A 26,628-nucleotide genomic window follows, 5' to 3' on the forward strand; every position below is an offset into this window, starting at 1 on the left:
GCGCAGGCGGACCTGGGACGATGACGGGGACGACGATCGCTGCGGCGTGCCGGACGGGTAGGCCTGGCACACGACCGCACGAGCAGGAGGACCGATGCCCAACCCGTTCGTGAAGCTCTGGAGGTACCTCACCGCCTCCGCCAACGCCAAGATCGACGAGAAGGCCGACCCGAAGATCCAGATCCAGCAGGCGATCGAGGCCGAGCAGCAGCGGCACCAGGCCCTGGCCAACCAGGCCGCGGCGGTGCTGGGCAACCAGCGTCAGCTCGAGATGCGGCTCAACCGGCAGCTCGGTGAGGTCGAGAAGCTGCAGGCCTCCGCGCGGCAGGCGCTGGTGCTGGCCGACCAGACCCGCGCCGGTGGGGACGCGGCCAAGGCGGCCGAGTACGAGAACGCCGCGCAGGCCTTCGCCACCCAGCTGGTCGCCGCCGAGCAGGCGATGGAGGACCTCAAGCGCAGCCACGACGAGGCGCTGCAGGCCGCCGAGCAGGCGCGCGGCGCGGTCGAGCAGAGCCGGATGCGGCTGCAGACGACCCTGGCCGAGCGCACCAAGCTGATGAGCCAGCTCGAGCAGGCCAAGATGCAGGAGCACGTGGCGGCCTCGCTCAAGCAGGTCAACGAGCTCTCCGCGCCGGGCAACACGCCGAGCCTGGGCGAGGTGCGGGACAAGATCGAGGCCCGCTACGCCAACGCCCTGGGCCAGGCCGAGCTGGCGCAGACGTCGGTCGAGGGCCGGATGCTCGAGGTGCAGAAGGCGACCCTCGACGTCGCCGGCGCCTCCCGGCTGGACCAGATCCGCGCCTCGATGGGGCAGCCGGCGATCACCGGCCAGAACTCGGCCCCGGCGCTGGAGGAGGGCACACCGTCGGTGCCGACGTCCACCGCGCAGCCGGCGGCCCAGCCCGCCGAGCGCCCCGACCAGCAGTAGTGGGAGGACTCCCTGCAGGGCCCCACCACTCGCGAGCTCGCGGCGGGGCCCTGCAGGGAGGCGCGTCCTCCCCACCCTCCGCGAGGTCAGGGCGGGACCCGGGACGGGGCCGACCGCGCGCCCGCTCACCCCTCGGTGACCGGGCCGCGGCGTCTCAGGAGGCGCTCGTGAGGGGCGGCGGGTGGTCGGGCTCGCCGGTGCGCGCCGCCGGGTCGACGGGGGCGTCGGTGGCCTGGCAGGTCGGGCACCAGTAGGTGATCCGCTCCTGCAGGTCCGGCCCCTGGTCGCCGCGCAGGATCGGGGTGCCGCAGCGGTAGCAGGGGCGGTTCTTGCGGCCGTAGACCCAGTGGTCGCGGCCGCGGCGCAGGTCGCCGGTGGTGCTCTGCTCCGGGCGGTCGCGGTTGGCCAGCATCAGCGAACGGGTCCGCTCGACCAGGCCGGGCAGGTCCTCGACGTCGGCCACCCGCATCCACGGGTGCACGCCGCAGACGAACAGGCCCTCGACCTTGTAGAGGTTGCCGGGCCCGCACAGGTTGCGCTGGTCGAGGATGGCGACGCCGATCTGCTCGTCGGGGTGCGCCCGCAGTCGGCGCAGTGCCTCGTCGAGGTCCCAGTCCGGCCCGAGCACGTCGGGGCCGAGGTGGCCGACGACCTGGTCCTCGTGCGCGGTGCGCACAATGGCGACGTCGTGCAGCCGGTAGCCCACGCAGTCCCACCGGTCGGTGGCGAGGATGGCGCGGATCGCGAAGGCCGGACCGCCGCGCCACCGCGAGCCGTGCCGGTAGATGTGCCAGCTGCCGTCCATCCGGTAGTGGGTGCGCAGCGTCCATCCGTCGGTGAAGCGGGTGAGCATGTGCTTGCCGCGCGGGACGACCTCGGAGACGGTGCGGCCGGCGAGGTCGGTGGCGGCCAGCTGCGGCACGCGCAGCTCGCCGCGGCGCAGGGTGGCGCCGGCGAGTGCGGTGTGCATCCGTTTCGCCGCCAGCCAGACGGTGTCTCCCTCGGGCACGCGCTCCAGTGTCCCCCGGCCCCGTCCAGGGCACCGCCCTGAGCGTGCGAAGGGTGGGCAGGACGGGGTCCTTCTGCTGCTCGGACGCGGCGCAGGTCACCCGCGCGGCGGGAAGGCGCAGGTCCGCCGCGGTGCTGAGCCTCCCGTGCAGCGACGCGACCGATCGACGAACGCCCCGCTCACCGCACCCGAGGCGGTGGTCGCCGCCGCCGAGCCGGTCACGGTGACCGTCGCTCGCGACGTACGCGCCGACCAGCGGGAGGCCTTCGAGGGATGGGCGGCCGACGTGCTCGACCTGGCCGCGCGGTTCCCGGGCAACCTGGGCACCAGCCTGCTGCGTCCCGGTCCGGGCTCGACCCGCTACCACCTGGTCTACCGGTTCGCCGACGGCGAGTCGCTGGCGCGCTGGGAGCGCTCGAGCGAGCGGCAGGCCGCGCTGCAGCGTGTCGAGCACCTCACCGACCGGGTCGACTACGCCCACGTGGCCGGGCTGGACAGCTTCTTCACGGCCCTGACCCCCTCCCGGCCGGGGCCCCGGTGGCGGCTGACGGTCCTCACCGTGGTCGCCGTCTTCGCCATCACGCTGGCCTTCCAGCTGCTGGTCGCCCCGCACGTGTCGGGGTGGCCGCTGCCGGCGCGACTGCTGCTGTCGGCCGTCGTCGTGGTGGTGCTGCTCGGCTACGTCGTCATGCCGGCGCTGTCGCGGCTGTTCCGCCGCTGGCTGCACCCCTCCCGCGACTGACGAGGGCCTCCCTGCCCCCGGTCAGCCGCAGGCTCACGGCGGGGACCCTGCCGGGAGGCGGCCCCTCGTGCCAGCACCCCGTCCGCCACCCTGCGCAGGCTCAGGGCGGGGCCCGGGACGTGGTCGGCGGTGCCCCGGAGGGGCTCGCCCGGCCTGGTCAGGCGCGGACGCGCAGGCCGCGGGGGGTGGCGGCGAAGCCCGCCGCCTGCAGCGCGGCCGACAGCGGGGTCGACTCGTGCACCGAGGCCCCGTCGGCCTTCTGCACCACCATCCGGCCGAGCGCGCCCGCCGCGACCGCGCCGGACAGGGCCGTCGCGGCCTCCTTGAGCGCGGTCTCGTCCTCGGTCCAGGACAGCAGCGTCTTGCCGCCCCGCTCGACGTAGAGCACGAGCTCCCCGTCGACGAGCACGACCAGCGCACCGGCCTTGCGCCCGGCCCGGTGCCCGGGACTGCGCCGTCCGCCGCCGATGCCCTCGCCGACGTCGACGGCTCCACCTGGGGCGCCACCGTCCTCTCCCGTCTCGCCGGGGCGTTCGGGCCAGGGCAGGGCCGCGCCGTAGACGTTGGCCGGGTCGGTCGCGGCCAGGACCACCGCGCCGCCGGGCACCCGGTCCGGCGACGCGAAGCTGCGCAGCCGGTCGACCGAGCCCGGCGTGCCGAACTGCGCGGCGCCGAGGGTCTCCACGAAGTACCCGCGTCGAGCGCGGCCGTTCTCCTCGAAGGCCCGCAGCACCGGGTACACCGCGGAGAACCCGCCGGCGACCTGCTCAGCCACCACCGCGCCGCGGGTCAGCACGCCGTGCCGCTCCAGCAACGCCTCGGCGCGGGCCGTCGTCCGCTTGGTGGGATTGGCCTCCCGGTCGGGCAGCCGCGACCAGCGGCCGGCCATCGTGGGCGGCCCGCTGCGGGTCGGCATCGCCGGCCGGCCCAGCCGGGTGCGGCCGTAGCGGCTGCGGTCCAGCCGGGCCCGGGGCGGGGCCGGCTGGCGCTTGTGCGTCCCGCCACCGGACAGCCGGGTGCGCAGCGGCGCGAAGGTGTCGTTGGTGAGCGCACCGGCCCAGACGAGGTCCCACACCAGGTCGGCGAATGCGGCGTCGTCGGTGGAGCCGGCGAGGTCCGACAGCCCGCGGAAGAACAGCGCCTGTCCACCGGCCAGGTGCTCGAGCACCGCCGGGCCCGCCTCGGGCAGCTCCAACGGCTCGGGCAGCAGCAGCGGCGCGAGGTCGGCCGGCACGAGGCTGACCCAGCCGTCACCGCCGGGCAGCCCGCCGGCGCCTGCCCACAGCACCTCGCCGGCGCTGGTCAGCTCGTCGAGCATCGCGGGGGAGTAGTCACGGACCCGGGCCGGCAGCACCAGCGACTCCAGCGCGCTGGCCGGGACCAGCGCCCCGGCCAGCTGCTCGACGACCGCCAGCACGCCGTCCGGCCCGCGCATCCGGCTGCCCACCGACTGCCAGGACGGCGTGAACCGCGCCAGCGTGTCCACCGGCACCGGCTCGACCTCCTGGCGCAGCCGGGCCAGGCTGCGCCGGCGCACCGACCGCAGCACGTCCGCGTCGCACCACTCCTGGCCGGTGCCGCCCGGGCGGAACTCCCCGGTGACCAGCCGGCCGGTGCCGACGAGCCGCTGAACCGTGGCGGTCACCACCGCGACGCCCAGCCCCAGCCGCTGGGCGACCTCGCCGGGCTGGAAGGGGCCGTGGGTGCGGGCGTAGCGGCCGACCAGGTCACCCAGCGGGTCGGGCACCGGCTCGGTGAACACCTCCGGCACCCCGACCGGCAGCGCGGTGCCGAGGGCGTCGCGCAGCCGGCCGGCGTCCTCGATCGCGACGTACCGCTCCTCGCCGGCGATCCGCACCACCAGCGCACGGCGGGCGGCCACCAGCTCGTCGAGCCACTCCCGGCCCGCGCCGCGGGCGGCGGCCTCGGTGGCGGTGAGGTCACCGACGATGCGCAGCAGGTCCGCGGCGCCGTCGGGGTCGCGGGGGTGGCGGTCGGCCGGCAGCCGCTGCAGCTCGGCCTCGACCTCGGTGAGCGCCTCGGCGTCGAGCAGCTCGCGCAGCTCGGAGCGGCCGAGCAGCTCGGCGAGCAGCCCCGTGTCGAGGGCCAGTGCCTGCGCCCGGCGTTCGGCCAGGGGGGCGTCGCCCTCGTAGAGGAACTGACCGACGTAGCCGAACAGCAGCGACTGGGCGAAGGGGGAGGCTGCCTGGGTCTGCACGTCGACCACCCGCACCCGCCGGGAGCGGACGTCGCGCATCAGCTCGACCAGGCCGGGCACGTCGTAGACGTCCTGCAGCACCTCCCGGGCGGCCTCGAGCGTGATGGGGAAGCTGGAGAACTCGCTGGCCACCGACAGCAGCTGGGCGGCCCGCTGCCGCTGCTGCCACAGCGGGGTGCGCCGGCGCGGGTCGCGGCGGGGGAGCAGCAGCGCCCGCGCCGCGCACTCGCGGAACCGGCTGGCGAACAGCGCCGAGCTGCCGACCTCGGCGGTCACCTCCCGCTCGACGTCGTCCGGGTCCAGGACGGCGAGGTCGGCCTCCGGCGGCTCCCCGGTGGTGTCGGGCAAGCGCAGCACGATGCCGTCGTCGGAGTGCATCGAGGCGACGTCGACGCCGTAGCGCTCCCGCAGCCGGGCGGCCAGCACCAGCGCCCACGGGGCGTTGACCTGCGCACCGAAGGGCGAGTGCACGACCAGCCGCCAGTCGCCGAGCTCGTCGCGGAACCGCTCGACCAGGAGCGTGCGGTCGTCGGGGAGGTGGCCGGTGGCCGCCTTCTGCTCGGCGAGGTAGGCCAGCAGGTTGGCCGCGCCCCACTCGTCGAGGCCGGCGGCGCGGGAGCGGTCGAGCCCGGCCTCGGGGGTGGCGGTGCCGACCTCGCGGAGGAAGGCGCCCAGCGCGCGGCCGAGCTCCAGCGGGCGACCGGGGGCGTCGCCGTGCCAGAACGGCATCTTGCCGGGCTGGCCGGGGGCCGGGCTGACCAGCACGCGGTCGTGGGTGATCTCCTCGATCCGCCAGGAGGAGGAGCCGAGCAGGAAGACGTCGCCCACCCGGGACTCGTAGACCATCTCCTCGTCGAGCTCGCCCACGCGCCGCCCACCGCGGCTGTCCTCGCCACCGACGAGGAAGACGCCGAACAGGCCGCGGTCGGGGATGGTGCCGCCGCTGGTGACGGCCAGCCGCTGTGCGCCGCCCCGGGCGGTCAGGGTGTCGGTCACCCGGTCCCAGGTCAGCCGCGGCCGCAGCTCGGCGAAGGCGTCGGAGGGGTAGCGGCCGGCCAGCATGTCGAGCACCGCGTGCAGCGCGGAGTCCGGCAGCGAGGCGAACGGCGCCGACCGGCGGACCAGCGCGCCCACCTCGTCGACGGTGCGCGGCCGCTCGGAGACGATCGCGACCACCTGCTGGGCCAGCACGTCGAGCGGGTTGCGCAGGTAGCGGATCGACTCGATCGCGCCGGACCTCATCCGCTCGGCCACCAGCGCGCACTGCACCAGGTCGCCGCGGTACTTCGGGAACAGGACGCCCCGGCTGACCGCCCCCACCTGGTGCCCGGCGCGGCCGACCCGCTGCAGGCCGGAGGCGACCGTGGGTGGCGCCTCGACCTGCACCACCAGGTCGACCGACCCCATGTCGATGCCCAGCTCCAGACTCGAGGTGGCCACCACGGCAGGTAGCCGGCCCGACTTCAGCGCCTCCTCGACGATCGCGCGCTGCTCGCGGGAGACCGAGCCGTGGTGGGCGGCCGCGACCGGCTGCACGCCCTCGGGCACCCCACCGCCGGACCCGGCCTGCGCCATGAGCGCCGCGGCGTTGGTGCCGGGTGGGACGGACTCCCCGGTCGCCCGTTCGTACGCCAGCTCGTTGAGCCGGCTGGTCAGCCGCTCGGCCAGCCGGCGGGAGTTGGCGAAGACGATCGTGCTGCGGTGGGCCTCGACGAGGTCGAGCACCCGCTCCTCGACCGCCGGCCAGATCGACGTCCGCGGCTGGTCGCCGGCCGCCGAGCCCTCGAGCTCACCGGTGGGCTGGCCCAGAGCGCTCATGTCCTCCACCGGGACGACGACCGAGAGGTCCCACTCCTTGGGCGACCCGGGCGCGACCACCTCCACCGGGCGGCCGCCGGCGAGGAAGGCGGCCACCTCCTCGACGGGGCGCACCGTCGCCGACAGGCCGATCCGCTGCGCCGGGCGCTCCAGCAGCTCGTCGAGCCGGTCGAGGGTGACGGCCAGGTGCGCGCCGCGCTTGGTGTCGGCGACCGCGTGCACCTCGTCGACGATCACCGTCTCGACGCCGCGCAGCGCCTCGCGGGCGGCGCTGGTGAGCAGGAGGAACAGCGACTCCGGCGTGGTGATGAGGATGTCGGTGGGCCGCCGGGCGAAGGCCCGCCGCTCCTCGGCCGGGGTGTCACCCGAGCGGGTGCCCACCTGGATCTCCGGGCGCGGCAGGCCCAGCCGGGCCGCGGCCTGCCCGATGCCGGCGAGCGGCGCGCGCAGGTTGCGCTCGACGTCGACGGCCAGGGCCTTCAGCGGTGAGACGTAGAGGACGCGGCAGCGGGCCCGCTCGTCGGCCGGCGGCGGGGTGTTGGCCAGCCGGTCGAGCGACCAGAGGAAGGCGGCCAGGGTCTTGCCCGAGCCGGTCGGGGCCACGACGAGGGCGTGACCGCCGCTGCTGATGGCCTGCCAGGCCCCCTCCTGCGCGGCGGTGGGCTCGGCGAAGGCGCCGGTGAACCACGCCCGGGTGGGCTCGGAGAACCGGTCGAGGGCGGGCACGGCTCCCAGTGTCCACAGGGGTACGACACTCCGCTGGCCTGCGCGGAGCCGCTCGGGTGCGACGTGGGGTGCGGCACACTGACCGCCATGCGCCGATCCCTGTACGAGGCCGAGCACGAGGACTTCCGGGAGACGGTCCGGGCGTGGGCCGAGAAGAACGTCGCCCCCTTCCACGACCAGTGGGAGCGCGACGGCATCGTGCCGCGCGAGGTCTGGACCTCGGCCGGTGCGCAGGGCTTCCTCGGCACCGACATGGACGAGCGGTTCGGCGGCGGGGGCGTGCGCGACTTCCGCTACCAGGCGGTCCTCGACGAGGAGCTCATGCGGATCGGCGCCACCGGCCTGGGCTTCGGTCTGCACAACGACGTCGCCGGGCCCTACCTGCGCGACCTGGGCACCGAGGAGCAGAAGCAGCGCTGGCTGCCCGGCTTCTGCCGCGGTGAGCTGATCACCGCCATCGCGATGACCGAGCCGGCGGCCGGCAGCGACCTGCAGGGCATCCGGACGACGGCCCGGCGGGACGGCGACGGGTGGGTGCTGAGCGGCTCGAAGACGTTCATCACCAACGGCATCAACGCCGACCTGGTCATCGTCGTGGCCCGGACCGACCCCGACGCCCCGGGCTCCCGCGGCCTGAGCCTCCTGGTGGTCGAGCGCGACATGCCCGGCTTCACCCGTGGCCGGAACCTGGCCAAGATCGGGCTCAAGGCGCAGGACACCGCCGAGCTGTTCTTCGACGGGGTGCGGGTGCCGGCCGAGAACCTGCTCGGCACCGAGAACCGCGGTTTCGCGCACCTTATGGAGAACCTGCCGCAGGAGCGGCTGTCGATCGCCGTCGGCGCGGTGGCCGCGGCCGAGACGGTGCTGGCGCAGACCGTCGAGTACGTCACCGCGCGCACCGCCTTCGGCCGGCCGGTCGGCAGCTTCCAGAACAGCCGCTTCCTCCTGGCCGAGCTCCGGACCGAGGTCACCATCGCGCGCACCTTCGTCGACGAGTGCGTGCGCCAGCTGGACACCGGTGAGCTCACGGCGGTCGACGCGGCGATGGCGAAGTACTGGACGACGGAGCTGCAGAACAAGGTGGCCGACCGCTGCCTGCAGCTGCACGGCGGCTACGGGTACATGGACGAGTACCCGGTGTCCAAGGCCTGGCGCGACGCCCGCATCCAGCCCATCTACGGCGGCACCAACGAGATCATGCGCGAGATCGTCGGCCGCTCCATGGGCCTCTAGGCCGGGCCTGCCGTGCCCGCGGAGACCCGCGCCGTCGACCCGGTCGCCGTCCAGCGCCGGACCCTCGGCGTGCTCAGCGGGGGAGTCGCCCTGAGCGGGCTCGGCATCACGGTGGGCATCACCGTCGGCGGCCTCCTCGCCCGGGACGTGGCCGGCACCGAGACCGCCGCCGGTCTGGGCCAGACGGCCGGCGTGCTCGGGGCCGCGGTCCTCGCCGTGCCACTGGCGCGGATCAGCGACCGCGCCGGCCGGCGGGCGGGCCTGGCCGCGGGGTACGCGGTCGCCGTCCTCGGCTCCCTCGTGACGGTCGTCGCCGCGGTCGTCTCCTCCCTCACGCTGCTGCTCGTGGGCCTGTTCGCCTTCGGCGCCGCCACCGCCTGCGGGCTGCAGGCCCGCTACGCCGCGGCCGACCTCGCCGTCCCGGAGCGCCGGGGGCGGGCGTTGTCCCTGGTGGTGTGGGCGACCACGGTCGGCTCGGTGGTCGGCCCCAACCTGGCCGGCCCCGGTGAGGCGCTCGGCGACCTCCTCGGGCTGCCGCCCCTGACCGGGGCCTTCGCCGTCTCGGTCGCCGTCTTCGCCGTGGTGGCGCTGGGGCTGCTCGTCCTGCTGCGGCCCGACCCGCTGCTGCTGGCACGGCGGCTGCGGGGCGCGGGGGCGGACACCGGCCGGCCACGACGGGCGACCACGGACGCGGTCCGGGCCGTGTGGGCCGACCCCCGCGGCCGGCTCGGGCTCACCGCGGTCGTGGTCTCCCACTCGGTGATGGTCGGCGTGATGGTGATGACGCCGGTGCACATGGGCCACGCCGGCGGGACGACGCTGCGCGTCATCGGCCTGGTGATCAGCGTGCACGTCGCCGGCATGTACCTGTTCTCCCCGCTGGTGGGGGTGCTCGCCGACCGGGCCGGCCGCCGGACGACGGTCGCCGTGGGTGCGGGCCTGCTGCTGACGGCAGCCGCGCTGGCCGGGACGGCGCCGTCCGGAGCGGCGCTGCAGCTGGGCGCGGGGCTGCTGCTGCTCGGGCTGGGCTGGTCCTGCGGGCTCATCGCCGGCTCCACCCTGGTCACCGAGGCGGTCGACGAGGGACGGCGGCCCGCCGCGCAGGGCGGCACCGACCTGCTGATGGGCCTGGGCGCCGCGCTGGCCGGCGTCGTCGGGGGCCCGCTGCTCGCCCTCGGCGGCTACGGGCTGGTCGCGACGGTCTCGGCCGCGCTCGTCGTCCCGCTGCTGGCGGTGTGGGCGCGCACCCGTGAGGGCGGAGCAGCGGTGTCGGCTCAGCGGCCCCGGTAGTTGCGCCAGAGCAGGACCAGGGACGCCAGCAGGGCGAGCGCGATCCCGATCTCGAGGACGAGGTCGAGGCTGGCCGAGCCGGTGCCGGGGATCACGTACCCAGCGTAGGACTCCGCAGGGCCCGGCCGACCGCCCCGCGTGCGCGCTAGCGTCGGGGTCGTGCGACTGCAGGACTTCTGGGCCCGTCTCCGCGAGCAGTTCGGCCCCATGCGGGCCGAGAGCGTCGCCCGCGACCACGTCTTCTCGTCGCTGGGCGGGCGCAGCGCCGTCGAGGCGATCGAGGCCGGCCTGCCCGTGCGACGCGTGTGGCTGGCGATCTGCGAGGAGTTCGACGTGCCGCGCAAGGAGCGCTGAGTCGCGGGAGCGGCGTGTCACGCTGGCAGTCGAACACGTGTTCGGTCTAGATTGGGTGGCACAGTCCACAGGCCGGGCGTTCCTCCACAGGTCGACCGGATCCCCCGGAAGTGTCAGACCCCCGCTCTAGCGTCGACACCGACCGCTCGAACACACGGCATCGCGACTTCTCGAAGGTGAGCACCATGGCAACGCTCGACCGCGACAAGGCCCTCGACATGGCCCTCGCCCAGATCGACAAGCAGTTCGGCAAGGGCTCGGTCATGCGGCTGGGCGACAACGCCGCACAGGCGATCAAGGTCATCCCGACCGGCTCGATCGCCCTCGACATCGCCCTCGGCATCGGTGGCCTGCCGCGCGGCCGCGTCATCGAGGTGTACGGCCCCGAGGCCTCCGGCAAGACCACGGTCGCGCTGCACGCGGTGGCCAACGCGCAGGCCGCCGGCGGCATCGCGGCCTTCATCGACGCCGAGCACGCGCTCGACCCCGAGTACGCCCGGGCGATCGGCGTCGACACCGACGCGCTCCTGGTCAGCCAGCCCGACACCGGTGAGCAGGCGCTCGAGATCGCCGACATGCTCATCCGCTCCGGCGCGCTCGACATCATCGTCATCGACTCGGTCGCCGCGCTCGTGCCCCGTGCCGAGATCGAGGGCGAGATGGGTGACAGCCACGTCGGTCTGCAGGCCCGGCTGATGAGCCAGGCGCTCCGCAAGATCACCGGTGCGCTCAACAACTCCGGCACCACCGCGATCTTCATCAACCAGCTGCGCGAGAAGGTCGGCGTCGTCTACGGCTCGCCGGAGGTCACCACCGGTGGCCGCGCGCTGAAGTTCTACTCGTCGGTCCGGCTCGACGTCCGACGCATCGAGACCCTCAAGCAGGGCACCGAGGCGGTCGGCAGCCGGGTACGCGTGAAGATCGTCAAGAACAAGGTCGCCGCGCCGTTCAAGCAGGCCGAGCTCGACCTGCTGTGGGGTCAGGGCTTCAGCCGTGAGGGCGGTCTGATCGACGCCGGTGTCGAGCAGGGCTTCATCCGCAAGTCCGGCGCCTGGTACACGTACGAGGGCGACCAGCTCGGTCAGGGCAAGGAGAACGTCCGCACGTTCCTGCGCGACAACCCCGACCTCGCCGACGAGATCGAGAAGAAGGTCAAGGAGAAGCTGGGCATCGGCCCGAAGCTGGATGAGCCGGCGACGGCCGACCAGGCCGACTTCTGACGGTGGGCGGCTGGCCCGAGGCCCGGGAGCGCTCGGCTCCCGGACGTCGACGCGGGCGGCGCTCCGTTCCGTCCCCTGCCCCGGACGGCTCGGACGCCGCCCCACCGGCCGGCGGCCCGCACCCCGAGGACGACCCGGGCGACCCCGAGCAGGTCGCCCGGTCGATCTGCCTGCGGGCGCTGACCGGTGCACCCAAGACCCGTCAGCAACTGGCCGACCTGCTAACCAAGCGCGGAATCCCCGATGACGTCGCCGAGGCGGTCCTCGACCGGTTCGGCGAGGTCGGGCTCATCGACGACGCCGCCTTCGCCCGGGCCTGGGTGACCTCCCGACAGGCCGGACGCGGGCTGGCACGCCGGGCCCTCAAGGCGGAGCTGCGCGCCAAGGGCGTCGACGGCGAGGTCGCCGAGGAGGCGGTCGCGCTCGTCGACGACCAGGACGAGTGGGACGCGGCAAGGCGGCTGGTGCAGCGCCGGCTGCCGGGCCTGCGGAGGGTCGACCGGACGACCGCCGAGCGACGGCTCGTGGGGATGCTCGCCCGTAAGGGCTACGGCTCCAGACTGGCCGGGTGGGTGGTCCGCGAGGCCCTCGACGAGGACCGGTCCGGCGAGGCCGAGGAGCCCGGGGCGCACGAGGAACAGGGCCTGGACGCCTGGCTGCCCTGACGGAGCAGCGTCGGCTCCGGGCCCGCACTCCGGGCTGAGCAGACCGGACCACCCTGCTCCGGACCTGCTCCGCTCGCCGTCCTGGCGCGTGGCGCCGGCCCGACACATGGGTGACGACCGGCCGGCCCGGCCGGCCGGCCGGCCGTAGGGTCCGGGCCGGCCGCGGGCGCGGGCTGTCGACCATCCCGAGTGGGGACGGCCAGGGCTCGACTCAGGTCGGGTCGGGGTCCCGGCTGCCCTGCCGGCCACCCTCGCTGAGGCCGACGTCGCTGACGCCGGCGTAGGGCTCGTGCCGTCCGCCGACGTGCTTCTCCTGCTCCAGACGGTCCAGCAGGTGGGGGTAGTGCGCCTCGAACGCCGGCCGCTCGGAGCGGATCTTCGGGATCTCCACGAAGTTGTGCCGCGGCGGCGGCGACGACGTCGCCCACTCCAGCGAGTTCCCGTGGCCCCAGGGGTCGTCGCGCAGCGCCAGGGGCCCGTGGCGCCAGGACCGGATCACGTTGAACAGGAACGGGATGATGGAGGCGCCGAGGATGAACGAGAAGATCGTCGACACCGTGTTCAGCGTGGTGAACCCGTCGCTCGGCAGGTAGTTCACGTAGCGCCGGGGGAAGCCCTCGCCGCCGAGCCAGTGCTGCACCAGGAACGTGCCGTGGAAGCCGATGAACGTCATCCAGAACTGGAGCTTCCCGAGACGCTCGTCGAGCATCCGGCCGCACATCTTGGGGAACCAGAAGGCGATGCCGGCGTTGGCCGCGAACACCACGGTCCCGAAGACCACGTAGTGGAAGTGCGCCACCACGAAGTAGCTGTCGTTGACGTGCCAGTCCAGCGGCGGGGAGGCCAGCAGCACACCGGTCAGACCACCGAGCAGGAAGGTGACCATGAAGCCGATCGACCACAGCATCGGCGTCTCGAAGGTCAGCTGCCCGCGCCACATGGTGCCGATCCAGTTGAAGAACTTGATCCCGGTCGGCACGGCGATCAGGTAGGTCAGGAACGCGAAGAACGGCAGCAGCACCGCACCGGTGGCGTACATGTGGTGCGCCCACACCGTCACCGACAGGGCGCCGATGGCGATGGTCGCGAAGACCATGCCCTTGTAGCCGAACAGCGGCTTGCGGCTGAACACCGGGATGACCTCGGTGATGATGCCGAAGAACGGCAGCGCGATGATGTAGACCTCGGGGTGCCCGAAGAACCAGAACAGGTGCTGCCACAGCATCGGCCCACCGTTCTCCTCCGAGTACACCAACGCGCCGACCTGCCGGTCGGCGAGCAGCGCCATGAGGGCGGCGGTGAGGATCGGGAAGGCGAAGAGCACCAGCAGGCTGGTGACCAGCGTGTTCCAGCAGAAGATCGGCATCCGGAACAGCGTCATCCCCGGTGCCCGCAGGCAGACGATCGTGGTGGCGAAGTTGACCGCGCCGAGGATGGTGCCCAGACCGGACACCGCCAGGCCGGCGATCCACAGGTCCGGCCCGGCTCCGGGGCTGTGTGCGACGTCGGACAGCGGGGTGTAGGCGTACCAGCCGAAGTCGGCAGCCCCGCCCGGGGTGAAGAAGCCCGAGACCGCGATCGTGCTGCCGAAGAGGAACAGCCAGTAGGAGAACGAGTTCAGCCGCGGGAACGCCACGTCCGGCGCGCCGATCTGCAGCGGCATGATCAGGTTGCCGAACGCGAAGAACAGCGGCGTCGCGAAGAACAACAACATGATCGTGCCGTGCATGGTGACCAGCTGGTTGTACTGCTCCGGCGACAGGAACTGCAGGGCAGGCCGGGCCAGTTCCCCGCGCATCAGCATCGCCATCAGGCCGCCGATGACGAACCACACGAACGACGTGACCAGGTACATCAGGCCGATGGTCTTGTGGTCGGTGGTCCGCAGCAGGTTCGCCAGCCGCGAGCCCTTCTCCGGTGCAGGAGCGGTGCTCGAGCGCGTGACGATGGGGTGCGGGGCCAGAGCGGTCATGCGGCGACTCCCGGGGGCGACCGCGCTCCTCCGATTAGGAGCTGGCTCCCATGGTGTCCCAACAACGCAGGTCAGGGAAGCCGGGCCGGCCCGAGGGCGCCCGTGCCCGTGGGGAGTGGATCAGCCGGCGGAGCGCCTGGCTGCCGACCAGGCGGTCACGTCGACGGCGACGCCGTCCGGCGCCTCGTCGTCGGCCACCAGCCAGCTGCCCTCCCGGCCCAGCTCGGAGGACAGCCACGCCCGGATCTGCAGGTCGAAGGCGCGCTGGGGTGCGGCGGCCGCGGAGCTGACCGGCCCGAGGAAGGTCAGGTCGGTCTCCCCGCCCCCGGCGAAGCGCAGCACCACCCGGCAGCGCGAGCGCCGGTGACGTGCGGGGGGCACGACCTCCCGGACGACGGCGGTGTCGGCGCCTGCGGCGGCGGCCAGGGACGACGCGCACGCCCGCAGCCGGGTCACGAACTCCTGCGCGGCGTCCGGAGGTGCCGCCGGGCGGCGCACCGGCGCCGGGAGCGGGGGCACGGCGGGGCGGAGGGCGGTGTCCACGTCGGAGTTCTCGGCAGGTCCGCCGCCGGTCGGAACCGCCGGGCGCAACCCATCGACCGCGCCCGGCGGCCGCTGTCACCGTGCCGCCGGGACGGCGCCGCCGCCACCGCCCATCTGCACGTCGGCGGGCAGCTCGGTGGGGGTCGTGGCCGCCGCCTTCTGGCTGGTCCGCGTGCGCCGCTCCACGTACCGCGCCAGCCACGACAGCAGCAGGTTGATCACGATGTAGACGACTGCCGCGGCGACGTAGAGCTGGAACGTGTACTGGTTGCCGAACTGCAGGGTGAAGAACTCGACCAGGCTCCGCGCCCCGCGCAGCAGCTCCGGGAAGCTGATGATGAAGCCCAGCGAGGTGTCCTTGAGCAGCACGACCAGCTGGGCGATGAGCACCGGCAGCATGCGCCGGGTGGCCTGGGGGAGCAGCACCAGCGTCATGACCTGCGTCTTGCGCATGCCCAGCCCGTAGGCGGCCTCGCGCTGGCCGCGGTCCACCGACAGGATGCCGGCGCGGAAGATCTCGGCGAGCACCGCGGAGTTGTAGAGGACCAGGCCGCCGACGAGGGCCCAGAACGCGCTGAGCCGGATCCCGAACTTCGGGAGCAGGAAGTAGAGCGCGAAGATCAGGACCAGCAGGGGCACCGCGCGGAAGAACTCGATCAGCGTCGACACGAGCACGCGGACCCAGCGGTGCTCCGAGAGCCGGCCGACCGCGAGCAGCAGACCCAGCACGGTGGCGAGCACCATGCCGACGATCGCGACCTGCAGCGTGCGCAGCAGGGCCTGGCCGAGCGCCTGCGGCACCTGGCTGGCCGGGTCGAACAGGACGGCCCAGCGCTGTGCCTCCAGCTGACCGTTGCCGGCCAGGCGGGCGAGCACGAGGGCGACGATCGCCACGACGACGAGGACGCCGGCCGCGGTGCCGAAGCGGATGCGCTGACGCGCCTTCGGGCCGGGCAGGTCGAAGAGGACGGGTGTGGTCATCGCAGGATCGCCACCCGCCGCTCGATCCGGTTGACCGCCAGGGCGGAGGGGAGGGTGATCACCATGTAGCCCACCACCACGCCGACGAGCACGAGGGTCAGGTCACCGGCGTCGGCGTTGACCAACCGGGGCAGCAGCGAGCTCAGCTCGCTGACCGAGAAGCCCGCGGCGATGGAGGTGTTCTTCACCATCGCGATCAGCACGTTGCCCAGGGGCGGGACGACGGTCCGGAACGCCTGGGGGAGGACGACCTCGCGGAGGGACTGCCCGAAGGTCAGCCCGAGCGCCCGCGCGGCCTCGGCCTGGCCGGCCGACACCGCGTTGATCCCCGACCGCAGCGCCTCGCAGACGAACGCGGCGGTGTAGAGACCGACCGACAGGACGGCCCCGGGGAAGAAGCCGATGACGAAGTCGATCTGCGGCAGCCCGAAGATGATGAAGAAGAAGACCACCGTGAGCGGCGTGTTGCGGAAGGTCTCGACGTAGAAGGTGGCCAGCCCGCGCAGCGGGGGGATCGGGCTGACCCGCATCGCGGCGAGGAGGGTGCCGAGCACCAACGCCAGCAGACCGGCCAGCAGGGACAGTCCGAGGGTGGTCAGGAACGCATCGAGGAACAGGTCGGCGTTCTCGCGCACGAAGTCCACGGCGCCTCCTCTCCGGGTCGGGACGGCTGACGCCGCCGGGCGGGGAGGCCCCGCCCGGCGGCGTCAGGGGATCCGGTCGGTCAGTAGCGGTCGATCGTCGGGGGCTCGGGAGCCGGCTCGCCGGTGATGGCGCCCGCGGTGCGGTCCCACGCCGCGGCCCAGCTGCCGTCCTCGAAGGACTGCTCGAGGGTGTCGTTGATGTAGGTGCGGAACTCGTCGTCGCCCTTCGCCAGGCCGATGCCGTACGGCTCCTGGGTGAAGGGGTTGCCCACCAGCTCGAACGCACCCTGGCCGCCCTGGACCAGGCCGGTGAGGATGACGTTGTCGGTGGTCACCGCGTCGACCTGGCCGTTGCGCAGCGCGTCGGCGCACTTGGAGTACACGTCGAACAGCGTCAGCTGGGCCTCGGGGTAGTTGTCCCGGATGTTCTGCGCCGGGGTCGAGCCCTCCACCGAGCAGACCCGCTTGCCCGCGAGGTCGTCCGGGCCCTCGATGCCCAGCGGGTTGCCCGTGGCGACCATGATGTCCTGGCCGGCCACGTAGTAGGGCCCGGCGAAGTCGATGAGCTGCTTGCGGGCGTCGTTGATCGTGTAGGTCGCCACGACGATGTCGACGTCGCCGTTCTGGATGAACGACTCCCGGTTGGCCGACACCGTCTCCTTCCACTCGATGGCCTCGGGGGCGATGCCCAGCCCACCGGCGACGATCTTGGCGACCTCGACGTCGAAGCCCTCGGGCACACCCTGCGGGTTGGCCAGGCCGAATCCGGGCTGGTCGAACTTGGTGCCGACGGTGATCGTCCCGGCCTCGGCGAGCTCGGCCATCGTGCTCCCCGCCGGGAACTCGACGTCCTGTGCGACCTCGGGGGCGTTCTCGGTGGCCTCCTCGGCCTGCTGGCCGGCCTCGCTGGAGCAGCCGGCGAGCACGAGGCCGAGGGCCCCCAGGGTGGCGGCGTAGCGGGTGATGCGCATGTGCGTTCCTCTCTACCGGGCTCAGTGGGTGAGGATCTTCGCGAGGAAGTCCTTGGCCCGGTCCGACTGCGGGTTGGTGAAGAAGGTCTCGGGGTCGGCGGACTCGACGATCCGGCCGCCGTCCATGAACACGACCCGGTTGGCCGCCCGGCGGGCGAAGCCCATCTCGTGGGTGACGACGACCATCGTCATGCCGTCGCGGGCCAGCGAGGTCATGACGTCCAGGACCTCGTTGATCATCTCGGGGTCGAGGGCGGACGTCGGCTCGTCGAAGAGCATCACCTTGGGGTCCATCGCCAGGGCCCGCGCGATGGCGACCCGCTGCTGCTGACCGCCCGAGAGCTGTGCCGGGTACTTGTCGGCCTGCGCGGCCACCCCGACCCGGTCCAGCAGCTCGCGGGCGCGCCGCTCGGCCTCGCCCCTGCTCTGCTTGCGCACCTTGATCGGGCCGAGGGTGACGTTCTCGAGGATCGTCTTGTGGGCGAAGAGGTTGAAGCTCTGGAACACCATGCCGACGTCGGCCCGCAGCCGGGCCAGCTCCCTGCCCTCCTCGGGCAGTCGCTGGCCGTCGATGGTGATCTCGCCGGAGTCGATGGGCTCGAGCCGGTTGATCGTCCGGCACAGCGTCGACTTGCCCGAGCCGGACGGGCCGATGACGACGACCACCTCGCCGCGGTCGATCGACAGGTCGATGTCCTGCAGGACGTGCAGCTCACCGAACCACTTGTCGACCCCGGACAGGCGGACGAGAGGCTCTCCGGCGGTACGGCTGGTCACCCGGGGAACCCTAGAGGCGGCGGACGACGCCATCCGCCTCCGGCCATCACGAAGGCGTAACGAAGCCCGACCGTGTGAGGCGCGGGCCACCCGATCGGGTCGCCGTACCCTCGTTCCGTCATGACGACCGACCTGCAGGCTGCCGGGCGGACCTACCGGGTCCGGACCTACGGCTGCCAGATGAACGTGCACGACTCCGAGCGCCTCTCCGGGCTGCTGGAGGCCGCCGGCTACAGCGCCGCGCCCGAGGGGGCCGACGCCGACGTCGTCGTCCTCAACACCTGCGCGGTGCGGGAGAACGCCGACAACCGGCTCTACGGCAACCTCGGCCACCTCCGCCCGGTCAAGGACGCCCACCCCGGCATGCAGATCGCCGTGGGCGGCTGCCTGGCGCAGAAGGACCGCGGCGAGATCGTCCGGCGCGCGCCGTGGGTGGACGTCGTCTTCGGCACCCACAACGTCGGTTCGCTGCCGGCGCTGCTCGAGCGCGCGCGGCACAACGCCGAGGCGCAGGTCGAGATCGCCGAGGCGCTCGAGGTCTTCCCGTCGACGCTGCCGGCCAAGCGGGACTCCGCCTACTCCGGCTGGGTGTCGATCAGCGTCGGGTGCAACAACACCTGCACGTTCTGCATCGTCCCGGCGCTGCGCGGCAGGGAGAAGGACCGCCGTCCCGGCGAGATCCTGGCCGAGGTGCAGGCGCTGGTCGACCAGGGCGTGCTCGAGGTGACCCTGCTGGGCCAGAACGTCAACGCCTACGGCGTCGAGTTCCGCGACCGCGGCGCCTTCGCCGACCTGCTGCGCGCGACGGGGCGGATCGACGGCCTGGAGCGGATCCGCTTCACCAGCCCGCACCCGCGCGAGTTCACCGACGACGTCATCGAGGCGATGGCCGAGACACCGGCGGTGTGCCACCAGCTGCACATGCCGCTGCAGAGCGGGTCGGACGACGTGCTGCGCCGGATGCGCCGCGGCTACCGGCAGGACCGCTACCTCGGCATCATCGACCGGGTTCGGGCCGCCATGCCGGACGCGGCGATCACCACGGACGTCATCGTGGGCTTCCCCGGTGAGACCGAGGCCGACTTCGAGCAGACCCTCGAGGTGGTCCGGCAGGCGCGCTTCGCCAGCGCCTTCACCTTCCAGTACTCCAAGCGCCCGGGGACGCCGGCCGCCGAGATGGCCGAGCAGCTGCCCAAGGAGGTCGTGCAGGAGCGCTACCTGCGGTTGACCGCGCTGCAGGACGAGATCAGCCTCGCTGCGAACCGTGCCCAGGTCGGTCGGACCGTCGAGCTGCTGGTCGCCGCGGGCGAGGGCAGCAAGGACGCCCGCACCGGACGGATGAGCGGCCGTGCCCGCGACGGCCGGCTGGTGCACTTCACGGCGACGGACGGCGGTGCCGACGGGGACGTGCGCCCCGGTGACGTGGTCGACACCGTGGTGACCCAGGCGGCGCCGCACCACCTGGTCGCCGACGGTCCGCTGCTGTCGCACCGGCGCACCCGCGCCGGCGACGCGCACGAGGCCGGCACCCGCCCCACCACCCCCGGCGTGCTGCTCGGGATGCCGCAGGTCGGCGTCCCGGCCCCGCTGGCCCCTGCCGGCGGCTGCTGAGACAGGACCCCGTCCTCTACACGCCTCGCGAGCTCGGGGCGGGACCCGGACGGGTCGTCAGCGGCGGGAGGCCGACTTCTCCGCCTCGGCCAGCCACTCGCGGCGGGTGGCGAGGTTGGCCCGCGCCTCCTCGATCCGCCGCGCGTCGCCGGCGGCCTCGGCCTTGGCCAGCTGCTCCTCGGCCTTGGCGACGGCCTGCCGCATCGAGGTGACCATCGGGTTCTCCGGGGCCACCCGGGGGCGGGACGAGTCGACCGCGCCGCGGATGCGCTGCTCGACGGCCTGCATGCGGTCCTCCAGCTGGCGCATCGCGCCGCGCGGCACGTGGCCGATGGCGTCGTAGCGCTCCTGCAGCTTGCGCAGCACGTTCTGCGCGGTGCGCAGGTCGGTCGACGGGTCGAGCTTCTCGGCCTCGGCGAGGATCTCCTCCTTGGCCTGCTGGTTGGCCAGCTGCTCGGCGTTGCGGGCCTTGTCCGACTCGGCGCGGGCGGTGAAGAAGACGTCCTGCGCGGCGCGGAACTGCTTCCACAGGTCGTCGTCGCCGTCGCGGCCGGTGCGCGGGACGGCCTTCCAGCGGTCCATCAGGTTGCGCATCGCGGCACTGGTCGGGCCCCACTCGGTGGACGTCGAGAGCCGCTGCGCCTCGGCGATCAGCTCCTGCTTGGCGGCCCGGGCCTCACCGCGCTGGGCGTCGAGGGCGGCGAAGTGCGCGCCCCGGCGGCGGCCGAAGGCGTCACGGGCGGCGGCGAACCGGCTCCACAGCGCCTCGTCGGTCTTGCGGTCGATGCCGCGGATGGTCTTCCACTCCTCGACGATGGCCTTGAGCCGGTCGCCGGCGGCCTTCCACGAGGTGGACTCCGCGGCGATCTGCTCGGCCTCGGCGGCCAGCGCCTCCTTGCGGGCCACCTGCGCGGCCCGGGCGGCGGCCTTCTCCGCCCGGGACTCGGCGGCCGCGGAGTCAGCGGTCTCGACCATGGCGCGAGCGCGGGCGGCCAGCCCGTCCAGGTCGCCGACGGCGGCGGCGGTGGGGATCGACTCGGCCAGCGCCTGCGCCTTGGCCTTGATCTCGCCGGGGTTGCCGGTGTGCGCCCGCAGCCGCGCCTCGAGCAGCGACACCTCTGTCGCGAGGTCGTCGTAGCGGCGGGCGTAGTGGGCCAGCCCCGCCGCCGGGTCGCCGGCCTGCCACGAGCCGACGGCGCGCTCGCCCTCGGCGGTGCGGACGTAGACCGTCCCGTCGTCGTCCACGCGGCCCCACTGCGCGGGGTCGGACGCGGCGGCGGCGTCGGCGGGCGGCTGGGGGACCGCGGGGTGTGCTGCGGCGGCCTCGGGCGCGGGGGCCTCGGCAGCGGGGGTCTCCGGGACAGGGGTCCCCGGCGCGACGATCTCCGGCGCGGCCTGCTCGGCGGCCCCCGCGGTCGGGTCGGCGAGAGCGGCGTCGCCAGGGGTGGGCGCCGCCGCCGTCCCCGCCTCGGGGGCGACCGCCTCGGATCCGGCCGTCTCGGGCTGGGACAGCTGCTGCGAGGGGTTTCCGGCGTTCTCCGTGCTCGACACGTGTCGGAGTGTCCCACGCCGCATCCGGGACACTGCTGCGGTGAGCTCGGTCCCGGCCGCCGTCGCCTTCTGCCCGTGCCCGCCGCTGCTGGTGCCGGCCGTGGCCGGGCGGGCCGCGGCGGACACCGCCGTCCTGCGGGCGGCCTGCGCGGCCGCGGTGGACGCGGCGCTGGCCACTCGCCCGGAGGTCGTCGTGGTCGTCGGCGGCGAGGACGGCTGCGGGTGCTTCGGCGACGGCGACGGCGGGGACCTGCGCGGCTACGGCGTCGACCTCGACGTCCCCTTCGCCGGCCGGGTGCGCGCGGGCGGTCGCCGCACCCCGCTGGCGCACACGATCGGCGCCTGGCTGCTGCACGAGGCCGGGTACGCCGGCCCCCGCCTCGGCGTCGGTCCCGACGACCTCGCCGACACCCTGGGTGCCCTGCCCGGCCCGGTCGCCGTCCTGGCGGTGGGAGACGGCTCGGCGCGGCGCTCGCTCAAGGCGCCGGGCCACCTCGACCCGGCGGCGCAGCCGTTCGACGACGCCGTGGCCGCCGCGCTGGCCGCCGGGGACCCGGGCGCCCTGGCCGCACTCGACCCCGCGGAGGGCGCCCGGCTGCTCGCCGCCGGCGTGCCCGCCTGGCGGGCGGTCGGCGTCGCGCTGGCCGGCCGCGAGGTGCGCGGCCGGCTCCACGCGCACGAGGCGCCCTTCGGCGTCGGCTACCTGGTGGCCGACTGGAGCGTGCGGTGACCGCTCTCCCGCCGGTCGTGGCGCTGGTGGGTCCCACCGCCACCGGCAAGACCGCCCTCGGGGTCGCGCTGGCGCACCGGCTGGGCGGCGAGGTGGTCAACGCGGACTCGATGCAGCTCTACCGGGGCATGGACATCGGCACCGCCAAGCCCGACGCCGCCGAGCGCGACGGCGTGCCGCACCACCTGCTCGACCTCTGGCACGTGCGGCAGCCGGCGTCGGTGGCCGAGTACCGGCGGCTGGCGCGCGCCGAGGTCGACCGGCTGCGCGCGGCCGGGGTGGTGCCGCTGCTGGTCGGCGGCTCCGGGCTCTACGTGCGCGCCGTCCTCGACGAGCTGGACTTCCCCGGTACCGACCCCGCCGTCCGCGCCCGGCTCGAGGCCGAGCTCGCCGAGGTCGGCCCGGCCGCGCTGCACGCCCGCCTCGCCGCGGTGGACCCGGCCGCTGCCGCGGGGGTGCTGCCGAGCAACGGACGGCGGATCGTGCGGGCGCTCGAGGTTGTCGAGATCACCGGCGGGCCGTTCCGCGCGACGCTGCCCGAGCCGCGGCCGCACTACCCGGCGGTCGTCGTCGGGCTGGACCGCGAACCGGCCGAGCTCGACGAACGGATCGCGCTGCGGGTCGACCGCATGTGGGCGGCCGGTCTCGTCGCGGAGGTGGAGGCGCTGGCCGCCGACGGGCTGCGGGAGGGGCCCACGGCGTCCCGGGCCCTGGGCTACGCCCAGGTGCTGGCCCAGCTCGACGGCGCCCTCACCCCGGACGAGGCGCGCGAGCGCACGGTGTCGACCACCCGCCGCTTCGTGCGCCGCCAGCGCTCGTGGTTCCGCCGCGACCCGGCGACCACCTGGCTCGACGCCGCCCGGCCCGACCTGGTGGAGGCCGCCCTCGGGGTGATCACCGCTCGTACCCTGGGCCGGTGAGCGCGCACCGGGTGCTGATCGGCCACGGCACGGAGAACGACTTCGTCGTCCTGCCCGACCCCGACGGCACGGGCTGGCCGGAGGACCGGCTGGACGCGGCGATGGTCCGGCGGCTGTGCGAGCGCCGCGCCGGTGTCGGCGGGGACGGCGTGCTGCGCGTCGTCCGCAGCGTGCACGTGCCCGACGCCCCGGCCGTGCTCGGCGAGGCGCTGGGGCGGTGCGAGTGGTTCATGGACCACCGCAACGCCGACGGCTCCACCGCCGAGATGTGCGGCAACGGCATCCGGCTGTTCCTGCACGTGCTCGTCACCGAGGGCCTGGTCGAGCGGGACGCCTGCGCCGGCGGCATCTGGGTCGGCACCCGCGGCGGCCCGCGCCGGGTGGGGGCCGCCGCGGACGGCGGTTACTGGGTGGACATGGGGCCGGCCCGGCCGTTCGGCGCCGGCACCGCCGAGCTCGGGGGCGCGACGTTCCCCGGCCGCGCGGTCTCGATGGGCAACCCGCACCTGGCCTGCCTCACCGACGTCGACGTCGACGCCCTCGACCTCACGACGGCGCCGGCGGTCGACGCGCAGCTGTTCCCCGACGGGGTGAACGTCGAGTTCGTCAACGTCGTCGAGGCCGGCCGGCACGTGCGGCTGCGGGTGTCCGAGCGCGGGGTGGGGGAGACCCGCTCGTGCGGCACGGGCGCCTGCGCCGCGGCCTGGGCGGCCCTGGAGGCCGCCGGCGCGGCGGCGGGCACGGTCACCGTCGACGTCCCCGGCGGCCGGCTGGGCGTGACCGTCGACGAGCGGACGACGGTGCTGTCCGGTCCCGCGGTCGTGGTCGCGGCCGGCGAGCTCACCCCCGAGTGGCTCGAGGGCTGACCCGCCGGCCCGGCCCCGTCCAGGGGCTCGCCGCGAGCCGGCGAGCGGTGAGGGGACGGGGTCCTCTCTCAGGTCTTCGGTGTCTCGGTGTCCTCGGGTGCCTCCGGCATCAGCGACTCGCCGGCCGTCCCCGGGCTGCCGGAGGGCCGGCCACGGCCGCTGTCCTGGTCCGGCCCGCCGCCCAGCGGGTTGCGCGGCGGGTTGAGGCCCTTGGGGTCCCGGCCCGGGTCGTCGAGCTCCTCGTTCGCCCCGGCGGCGCTGCTGCCCGTCTCGCTCATGTCGAGCCTCCTCGTGGTGTCGGTCGCCGTCCTCCGCCCTACCCGGTCGCGACCCGGCCACGCGTGCCGGGATGGTCCGCCGCCGCCGCGGTGTTGGAAGAGGCGATGACAACTCAGATGCCCCAGGTGCTGGGGTCTGCGACGCTGGAGACGATGACGACAGCACAGAACCGCGCCGTGCTCGCCGACGCCGAGGAGCGGGCCCTGCGGGCCGCGCCGGCGCCCGCCGAGGAGGCGTCCCGTCCCGACGGGGGACGGGACGAGCCGGACGACACGACCGGCTCCTACGCGCTCGAGGCGCGCGGTGCGCTGCGCCGCGTCGCCGGCCTGTCCACCGAGCTCGCCGACGTCACCGAGGTCGAGTACCGCCAGCTGCGCCTCGAGCGCGTCGTGCTGGTCGGCGTCTGGACCGAGGGCACCCAGGCCGACGCCGACCGCTCGCTCGCGGAGCTGGCCGCGCTGGCCGAGACCGCGGGCTCGCAGGTCCTGGAGGCGGTGAGCCAGCGGCGCGACAAGCCCGACGCCGGCACCTACGTCGGGTCGGGCAAGGCCGCCGAGATCCGCGACATCGTCGCGGCCGCCGGCGCCGACACCGTCATCTGCGACGGCGAGCTGACCCCGGGCCAGCTCAACGCGCTGGAGAAGATCCTCAAGGTCAAGGTCGTCGACCGGACCGCGCTGATCCTCGACATCTTCGCCCAGCACGCCTCCAGCCGGGAGGGCAAGGCGCAGGTCGAGCTGGCGCAGATGCAGTACATGCTGCCGCGGCTGCGCGGCTGGGGTGAGTCGCTGTCCCGGCAGGCCGGTGGCCGTGTCGCCGGCGGTGGCGGCATCGGCACCCGCGGCCCCGGTGAGACCAAGATCGAGACCGATCGGCGGCGGATCCGCGCGCGGGTGAGCAAGCTGCGCCGGGAGATCGCCGGCATGGCGACCGCCCGGGCGACCCAGCGCTCGTCCCGCGGGCGCAACGCCGTCCCGAGCGTGGCGATCGCCGGGTACACCAACGCCGGCAAGTCCAGCCTGCTCAACCGGCTGACCGGCGCCGGCGTGCTGGTCGAGAACGCGTTGTTCGCGACCCTGGACCCGACGGTGCGCCGGGCGCAGTCCCCGGACGGCCGCGAGTACACGCTCACCGACACCGTCGGCTTCGTGCGGCACCTGCCGCACCAGCTGGTCGACGCGTTCCGCTCGACGCTGGAGGAGGTGGCCGCCGCCGACCTGCTCCTGCACGTCGTCGACGGTTCCGACCCCGACCCCCTGGGGCAGATCGAGGCGGTGCGCGTGGTCCTCGGTGAGATCGACGCCGCGTCCGTCCCGGAGCTCATCGTCGTCAACAAGGTGGACGCGATGAGCGAGGAGGACATCCTCACCCTGCGCCGGGCCCTGCCGGGTGCGGTGTGGGTGTCGGCCCGCACGGGCGTCGGCATCGAGCAGCTGCGCGAGATCGTGGCCGCCCGGTTGCCGCACCCCGACGTCGAGGTCGACGTGCTGGTGCCCTACGACCGCGGCGACCTGGTGGCCCGGGTGCACCGGGACGGCGAGGTGCTCAAGGAGACCCACGAGGCCGGGGGCACCCGGCTCAGCGCCCGGGTGGACGGCGGTCTGGCCGCTGCCCTCGAGGGGTTCGCGGCGCCGGTCGCCTGACACGTCTGCCGGCGAGCGAGGTCACGGTCAGGTCACGGCCCGGTACCGTGACCTGCGTGACCAGCGGCGCGGTGCGGCGGCGTCCCGGGACACCCCCGCCGGACGCCGCCGACGCCGACGTCCGCGTCGGCCGCCCGTCGCGGTGGCTCCTGGGAGCCGCCCTGGTGGTCACCGTCGGAGTCACCGTCGACCTGCTCGGCCGGGGCGTGCTCGAGCGGATGGACCTGCGGGTCTCCGAGGTGGTCAGCGCCTGGGACCTGCAGGACTCGGCCGCCTACTGGCCGGTGTGGGCGGTGACCCAGCTCGGTGGGCGCGGCTTCATCCTGATCGTCCTGGCCGGACTCGTCGGCTACCTCGGGTGGCGGTTCCGCACCGTCGTCCCGCTGGTGCGGGTGCTGTTGGCGCTGGTGCTGCTCACGGTCGTCGTCTACTCGTTCAAGTACGGGACCGGCCGGACGGCCCCGGCCTACCCCGGGTCGTTCTTCCACCGGGACGGCGCCTCCTACCCCTCCGGGCACGTCGCCAACGCCGTGCTCATGTGGGGGGTCGCCCGCTGGCAGGTGGTGCAGTACCGACTCGCAGCGTGGGTGCAGCGGACCGCGCGGCTGCTCAGCGTCGCCGGCCCGGTGGCCACCGGCGTGGCCATGGTGTCCCTGGACTTCCACTGGGTCACCGACGCCGTGGTCGGAGCGGCCGTCGGCGTCCTGCTGTTGGGCGTGGTTCACCTGCTCGACGCGGTCCTGGTGTCACGCTGGATCGGTGCCCGAGCTGGCCGGTCGTCCGCGTAGCGGAGCCAGGGGGCGACGCCTGGGGGCCGGGACCGGTCTCGCGCTGACGCTCGCCCTCGGCCCCGCCCTGCCCGCGTCCGCCGCACCGGCCGATCCGGCTGCACCCACGACGCGCTGCCAGCTCACCGACCCCCGGCTGCCCGAGGTCT

At 74.3% G+C, this 26,628-nt stretch carries 23 protein-coding genes; 13 read left to right on the plus strand and 10 right to left on the minus strand.

What is annotated here, in order from left to right:
- Positions 1-94: 94 nt before the first annotated feature.
- Positions 95-928 (plus strand): PspA/IM30 family protein, encoded by an 834-nt coding sequence (locus tag ACI79G_RS12055; RefSeq protein ID WP_456881365.1) that lies wholly within the window; start codon positions 95-97, stop codon positions 926-928.
- A gap of 154 nt (positions 929-1,082) precedes the next feature.
- Here the strand turns inward: ACI79G_RS12055 and ACI79G_RS12060 are convergent, their stop codons facing one another.
- Positions 1,083-1,937, minus strand: coding sequence for a DNA-formamidopyrimidine glycosylase family protein (locus ACI79G_RS12060; RefSeq protein WP_456881366.1), 855 nt, complete (start codon positions 1,935-1,937; stop codon positions 1,083-1,085).
- 145 nt (positions 1,938-2,082) lie between these two features.
- Between ACI79G_RS12060 and ACI79G_RS12065 the strand changes: the two genes are divergently transcribed.
- The gene (locus tag ACI79G_RS12065; RefSeq protein ID WP_456881367.1) at positions 2,083-2,679 is read left to right on the plus strand and encodes an antibiotic biosynthesis monooxygenase; all 597 of its coding nucleotides are present in this window, start codon (positions 2,083-2,085) and stop codon (positions 2,677-2,679) included.
- 157 nt (positions 2,680-2,836) lie between these two features.
- On the opposite strand, the gene ACI79G_RS12070 is transcribed toward ACI79G_RS12065, so the two are convergent.
- Complete coding sequence (locus ACI79G_RS12070) at positions 2,837-7,441, minus strand: ATP-dependent helicase (protein WP_456881368.1); 4,605 nt, start codon at positions 7,439-7,441, stop codon at positions 2,837-2,839.
- A gap of 87 nt (positions 7,442-7,528) precedes the next feature.
- On the opposite strand from ACI79G_RS12070, the gene ACI79G_RS12075 reads away from it, so the two are divergent.
- From ACI79G_RS12075 to ACI79G_RS12095, 5 genes are all read left to right on the plus strand, one after another.
- Positions 7,529-8,674 carry an acyl-CoA dehydrogenase family protein gene (locus ACI79G_RS12075; RefSeq protein WP_456881369.1) on the plus strand — a complete coding sequence of 382 codons (1,146 nt, stop codon included), beginning with the start codon at positions 7,529-7,531 and terminating at the stop codon, positions 8,672-8,674.
- Positions 8,675-8,686: 12 nt separating this feature from the next.
- Positions 8,687-9,964, plus strand: a complete 1,278-nt coding sequence (locus ACI79G_RS12080) for an MFS transporter (RefSeq protein ID WP_456881370.1) — start codon at positions 8,687-8,689, stop codon at positions 9,962-9,964.
- A 159-nt stretch (positions 9,965-10,123) separates the two neighbouring features.
- Positions 10,124-10,318, plus strand: coding sequence for a DUF3046 domain-containing protein (locus tag ACI79G_RS12085; protein ID WP_175479665.1), 195 nt, complete (start codon positions 10,124-10,126; stop codon positions 10,316-10,318).
- A gap of 185 nt (positions 10,319-10,503) precedes the next feature.
- Positions 10,504-11,538, plus strand: coding sequence for a recombinase RecA (gene recA / locus ACI79G_RS12090; protein WP_456881371.1), 1,035 nt, complete (start codon positions 10,504-10,506; stop codon positions 11,536-11,538).
- Between the two features lie 2 nt (positions 11,539-11,540).
- The gene (locus ACI79G_RS12095; RefSeq protein WP_456881372.1) at positions 11,541-12,203 is read left to right on the plus strand and encodes a RecX family transcriptional regulator; all 663 of its coding nucleotides are present in this window, start codon (positions 11,541-11,543) and stop codon (positions 12,201-12,203) included.
- 211 nt (positions 12,204-12,414) lie between these two features.
- On the opposite strand, the gene ctaD is transcribed toward ACI79G_RS12095, so the two are convergent.
- The 6 genes from ctaD to ACI79G_RS12125 all read right to left on the minus strand — a co-directional run bounded on the left by ctaD (position 12,415) and on the right by ACI79G_RS12125 (position 18,091).
- A complete protein-coding gene (ctaD, locus tag ACI79G_RS12100; RefSeq protein ID WP_456881373.1) occupies positions 12,415-14,175 on the minus strand; it encodes an aa3-type cytochrome oxidase subunit I in 1,761 nt (586 codons plus the stop codon).
- A 120-nt stretch (positions 14,176-14,295) separates the two neighbouring features.
- Entirely contained in the window at positions 14,296-14,718 is a 423-nt protein-coding gene (locus ACI79G_RS12105) for a hypothetical protein (RefSeq protein WP_456881374.1), read from the minus strand.
- Positions 14,719-14,793: 75 nt separating this feature from the next.
- A complete protein-coding gene (locus ACI79G_RS12110; RefSeq protein WP_456881375.1) occupies positions 14,794-15,699 on the minus strand; it encodes an amino acid ABC transporter permease in 906 nt (301 codons plus the stop codon).
- A complete protein-coding gene (locus tag ACI79G_RS12115) occupies positions 15,696-16,343 on the minus strand; it encodes an amino acid ABC transporter permease (protein WP_456881376.1) in 648 nt (215 codons plus the stop codon). Before ACI79G_RS12115 ends, ACI79G_RS12110 begins: the two co-directional genes overlap by 4 nt.
- 80 nt (positions 16,344-16,423) lie before the next feature.
- Entirely contained in the window at positions 16,424-17,314 is an 891-nt protein-coding gene (locus ACI79G_RS12120; protein WP_456881377.1) for a glutamate ABC transporter substrate-binding protein, read from the minus strand.
- A gap of 21 nt (positions 17,315-17,335) precedes the next feature.
- Positions 17,336-18,091, minus strand: a complete 756-nt coding sequence (locus ACI79G_RS12125; RefSeq protein ID WP_456881378.1) for an amino acid ABC transporter ATP-binding protein — start codon at positions 18,089-18,091, stop codon at positions 17,336-17,338.
- 120 nt (positions 18,092-18,211) lie between these two features.
- Between ACI79G_RS12125 and miaB the strand changes: the two genes are divergently transcribed.
- Positions 18,212-19,702 (plus strand): tRNA (N6-isopentenyl adenosine(37)-C2)-methylthiotransferase MiaB, encoded by a 1,491-nt coding sequence (gene miaB, locus ACI79G_RS12130; RefSeq protein ID WP_456881379.1) that lies wholly within the window; start codon positions 18,212-18,214, stop codon positions 19,700-19,702.
- A gap of 57 nt (positions 19,703-19,759) precedes the next feature.
- On the opposite strand, the gene ACI79G_RS12135 is transcribed toward miaB, so the two are convergent.
- The gene (locus ACI79G_RS12135) at positions 19,760-21,253 is read right to left on the minus strand and encodes a DUF349 domain-containing protein (RefSeq protein WP_456881380.1); all 1,494 of its coding nucleotides are present in this window, start codon (positions 21,251-21,253) and stop codon (positions 19,760-19,762) included.
- A 40-nt stretch (positions 21,254-21,293) separates the two neighbouring features.
- Here ACI79G_RS12135 and ACI79G_RS12140 point away from each other — a divergent pair, with 40 nt between their 5' ends.
- The 3 genes from ACI79G_RS12140 to dapF are packed head-to-tail and all read left to right on the plus strand — an operon-like array spanning position 21,294 to position 23,769.
- Complete coding sequence (locus tag ACI79G_RS12140; RefSeq protein WP_456881381.1) at positions 21,294-21,983, plus strand: hypothetical protein; 690 nt, start codon at positions 21,294-21,296, stop codon at positions 21,981-21,983.
- Positions 21,980-22,903, plus strand: a complete 924-nt coding sequence (miaA, locus tag ACI79G_RS12145) for a tRNA (adenosine(37)-N6)-dimethylallyltransferase MiaA (protein ID WP_456881382.1) — start codon at positions 21,980-21,982, stop codon at positions 22,901-22,903. Before ACI79G_RS12140 ends, miaA begins: the two co-directional genes overlap by 4 nt.
- The gene (gene dapF, locus ACI79G_RS12150; protein ID WP_456881383.1) at positions 22,900-23,769 is read left to right on the plus strand and encodes a diaminopimelate epimerase; all 870 of its coding nucleotides are present in this window, start codon (positions 22,900-22,902) and stop codon (positions 23,767-23,769) included. Before miaA ends, dapF begins: the two co-directional genes overlap by 4 nt.
- A gap of 68 nt (positions 23,770-23,837) precedes the next feature.
- On the opposite strand, the gene ACI79G_RS12155 is transcribed toward dapF, so the two are convergent.
- Positions 23,838-24,047, minus strand: coding sequence for a hypothetical protein (locus ACI79G_RS12155; protein ID WP_456881384.1), 210 nt, complete (start codon positions 24,045-24,047; stop codon positions 23,838-23,840).
- Positions 24,048-24,200: 153 nt separating this feature from the next.
- On the opposite strand from ACI79G_RS12155, the gene hflX reads away from it, so the two are divergent.
- Both hflX and ACI79G_RS12165 read left to right on the plus strand, forming a co-directional pair.
- Positions 24,201-25,691: a GTPase HflX gene (hflX, locus tag ACI79G_RS12160; protein WP_456881385.1), complete on the plus strand. Its 1,491-nt coding sequence runs from the start codon at positions 24,201-24,203 to the stop codon at positions 25,689-25,691.
- A 56-nt stretch (positions 25,692-25,747) separates the two neighbouring features.
- On the plus strand, positions 25,748-26,479 hold the full coding sequence (locus ACI79G_RS12165; protein ID WP_456881386.1) for a phosphatase PAP2 family protein: 732 nt from the start codon (positions 25,748-25,750) through the stop codon (positions 26,477-26,479).
- Positions 26,480-26,628: the final 149 nt, after the last annotated feature.

The organism is Geodermatophilus sp. SYSU D00779, assembly GCF_054050595.1.

Excerpts from the sequence above, each read along its gene's own strand:
- recA (WP_456881371.1), top strand. The coding sequence starts at position 10,504 with ATGGCAACGCTCGACCGCGACAAGGCCCTCGACATGGCCCTCGCCCAG.
- ACI79G_RS12155 (WP_456881384.1), bottom strand. The coding sequence starts at position 24,047 with ATGAGCGAGACGGGCAGCAGCGCCGCCGGGGCGAACGAGGAGCTCGAC.
- miaB (WP_456881379.1), top strand. The coding sequence starts at position 18,212 with ATGACGACCGACCTGCAGGCTGCCGGGCGGACCTACCGGGTCCGGACC.
- ACI79G_RS12110 (WP_456881375.1), bottom strand. The coding sequence starts at position 15,699 with ATGACCACACCCGTCCTCTTCGACCTGCCCGGCCCGAAGGCGCGTCAG.
- hflX (WP_456881385.1), top strand. The coding sequence starts at position 24,201 with ATGACGACAGCACAGAACCGCGCCGTGCTCGCCGACGCCGAGGAGCGG.
- ACI79G_RS12120 (WP_456881377.1), bottom strand. The coding sequence starts at position 17,314 with ATGCGCATCACCCGCTACGCCGCCACCCTGGGGGCCCTCGGCCTCGTG.
- ACI79G_RS12075 (WP_456881369.1), top strand. The coding sequence starts at position 7,529 with ATGCGCCGATCCCTGTACGAGGCCGAGCACGAGGACTTCCGGGAGACG.
- ctaD (WP_456881373.1), bottom strand. The coding sequence starts at position 14,175 with ATGACCGCTCTGGCCCCGCACCCCATCGTCACGCGCTCGAGCACCGCT.
- ACI79G_RS12055 (WP_456881365.1), top strand. The coding sequence starts at position 95 with ATGCCCAACCCGTTCGTGAAGCTCTGGAGGTACCTCACCGCCTCCGCC.